3 protein-coding genes are annotated in these 2,369 nt (G+C 62.5%); 2 read left to right on the top strand and 1 reads right to left on the bottom strand.

What is annotated here, in order from left to right; genetic code table 11:
• Positions 1-283 precede the first annotated feature (283 nt).
• Together ENZ74_RS34545 and ENZ74_RS29455 are read left to right on the top strand one after the other, a co-directional pair.
• Positions 284-433 carry a hypothetical protein gene (locus ENZ74_RS34545; RefSeq protein WP_164746448.1) on the top strand — a complete coding sequence of 50 codons (150 nt, stop codon included), beginning with the start codon at positions 284-286 and terminating at the stop codon, positions 431-433.
• Between the two features lie 107 nt (positions 434-540).
• The gene (locus ENZ74_RS29455; protein ID WP_063169561.1) at positions 541-1,575 is read left to right on the top strand and encodes an aspartate-semialdehyde dehydrogenase; all 1,035 of its coding nucleotides are present in this window, start codon (positions 541-543) and stop codon (positions 1,573-1,575) included.
• A gap of 154 nt (positions 1,576-1,729) precedes the next feature.
• Here the strand turns inward: ENZ74_RS29455 and ENZ74_RS29450 are convergent, their stop codons facing one another.
• Positions 1,730-2,137: an ACT domain-containing protein gene (locus tag ENZ74_RS29450; RefSeq protein WP_013528796.1), complete on the bottom strand. Its 408-nt coding sequence runs from the start codon at positions 2,135-2,137 to the stop codon at positions 1,730-1,732.
• Between the last annotated feature and the right edge of the window lie 232 nt (positions 2,138-2,369).

Genomic DNA, 2,369 nt, shown 5'->3' with positions numbered 1-2,369 from the left:
CCTTCTGGACGGGCGTCAGCTCGGAATAGCCGCGTTTCTCCAGCGCCCTGGCAAGCGCTGGAACAAGTGCTTCGAAGTTGGACATCTCACTCTTTCGGAATTTTAGGGTCCGCGCTCATCACGGAGCACATGCCGGGGCGGGCCTCGCGCCAGCCAAACAATCTTGGCCGTTCGTACTTCGCGCAGCCGCGATTGTACAGGGCGCGCGCAAAACCAGGCGCCGCTCGGCAATTGACTCTTGCCGCAAACCGCGTAAAAGCCGGCACCGAACGGGACAGTTTCGATGCGCGGCCTTTTGACGGCTCTTCCTGCATTCGATGCCCCCAGCCTCAATGCACATCATTGGGCCGGGCGCGTCGGCGCATCTCCTCGTTTCAGCAAAACCACATTCTTGGCCGAGAAAACTGGCAAAACCACCACCAAAACGGTGTGATTCCCTTGGCCTAACCACCCTCTCCCGGGTTCGGCCCGGGGGACGGAACCCGCAGCGGCCAGCGGGTTTCTCCAAAAACCAAGCGGAGAGGGACAGGAGATTTTTCGATGAGTTTCAAGGTAGCGATCGTCGGCGCCACGGGCAATGTGGGCCGGGAAATGCTCAACATACTGGAAGAGCGCGGCTTTCCGGTAAGCGAGGTGGTGGCGCTGGCCTCACGGCGCAGCCAGGGCACGGAAGTGTCGTTCGGCGACCGCACGCTGAAGGTGAAGTCGCTTGACCAGTATGATTTTTCCGACACCGATATCTGCATCATGTCGGCCGGCGGCAACGTCTCCAAGGAATGGTCGCCGAAGATCGGCAAGCAGGGCTGCGTCGTCATCGATAATTCGTCGGCCTTCCGCTACGACCAGGACGTGCCGCTGATCGTGCCGGAAGTGAACCCGGACGCGATCTCGCTGTTCACGCGCAAGAACATCATCGCCAATCCGAACTGCTCGACGGCGCAGCTGGTGGTGGCGCTGAAGCCGCTGCACGATTTCGCCACCATCAAGCGCGTCGTTGTCGCCACCTACCAGTCGGTGTCTGGCGCCGGCAAGGAAGGCATGGACGAGCTGTTCACGCAGACACGCGCGGTGTTTGTCGCCGACACCGTCGACGTCAAGAAGTTCACCAAGCGCATCGCCTTCAACGTCATCCCGCATATCGACGTCTTCCTCGACGACGGCTTCACCAAGGAAGAATGGAAGATGGTCGCCGAGACCAAGAAGATGCTCGATCCCAAGATCAAGCTGACGGCGACCTGCGTGCGCGTGCCGGTGTTCATCGGCCACTCGGAAGCGGTCAACATCGAGTTCGAAAAGCCGATCACCGCCGACGACGCGCGGGATATCCTGCGTGAAGCCCCAGGCTGCCAGGTCTTGGACAAGCGCGAGGACGGAGGCTACATCACGCCGCTGGAATCGGCCGGCGAGGACGCCACCTTCATCTCGCGCATCCGCGAGGATTCGACCATCGACAACGGCCTGTCGATGTGGATCGTCTCCGACAATCTGCGCAAGGGCGCCGCACTCAACGCGGTGCAGATCGCCGAGCTTTTGGTCGAGCGCGGCCTGATCCAGCCGAAGAAGAAGGCGGCCTGACGGCTGATTTAGTTTTCGCTCACGGGCCGCACCGCCGCTAGCGCGGCTGGCCCGCGGTCGCGGGCTCCGCCCTCGGCCGGGATGCTGAAGGTTTGCGGAGCATTGATGAAGGCCAATCTCCCCCACGAGGGAGATCGGCAGCTTCGCCGATGCGCTACACTCGGTTGTCTTCGGCCAGCCCGATCAGCAGCTTCAGTGCCTCCTCCGCCCTATCGGCGGGAACGAACAGATGGTCGTGATAAAAGGCCGAAACCGGGTTCACGCCCATGCCGGCGGCGGCCAGGCGCGTGGTGATGGCGGCGAGGAAGCCGACGGCTTCCAGCGACGAATGGATGTTCAGCGTCAGCATCCGGCAGCGGAACGAAGCGGTCAGTGCCGCGGCGTTGGCCTCCTCCTCGGTCACGATCAGCGTCACACCCTCGCGCTCGCGAAACACCATCACCGGCTCAACGCCTTCCGGCTGAGGGACGCCGGGTGCCAGCGTGACGAAGACATAGGCGCCGGCGAGCAGCTCCGGTGTCATCGACGCCAGCAGTGTCTTGAGATCGGTTTCGCCGGCCATCTGTCTTCCCTCGCCTGCAAAAAACGGGCCGCAGCCCACGTGCTCTTCAATATCCGCGACCGGCGCGTGCCGATAGTCCAGGCGCTGCAAGGACGACATGGCGATGTCGCTGGCGGCTGGGCTTGCAGAGCTGTCGCATCGCACAATAGAGAAGCTGAGGGCCAGTGCCGGTCCGTGAAAGGCCTTCGATGATCGTTCGCCCGCGCCCCACATTCCTGCAGCTGTTCTTCAT

Origin of the sequence: Mesorhizobium sp. M7A.F.Ca.CA.002.15.2.1 (assembly GCF_003998715.1) — a bacterium.
GTDB classification, from domain to species: Bacteria; Pseudomonadota; Alphaproteobacteria; order Rhizobiales; family Rhizobiaceae; genus Mesorhizobium; species Mesorhizobium ciceri.
The sequence above is the reverse complement of the archived record's forward strand: the minus strand, read 5'-3'. Positions and strand labels throughout refer to the sequence as shown.

Bases quoted from the DNA above. Each gene is read 5' to 3' on its own strand.
- ENZ74_RS29450 (WP_013528796.1), bottom strand. From the start codon at position 2,137: ATGGCCGGCGAAACCGATCTCAAGACACTGCTGGCGTCGATGACACCG.
- ENZ74_RS29455 (WP_063169561.1), top strand. From the start codon at position 541: ATGAGTTTCAAGGTAGCGATCGTCGGCGCCACGGGCAATGTGGGCCGG.
- ENZ74_RS34545 (WP_164746448.1), top strand. From the start codon at position 284: ATGCGCGGCCTTTTGACGGCTCTTCCTGCATTCGATGCCCCCAGCCTC.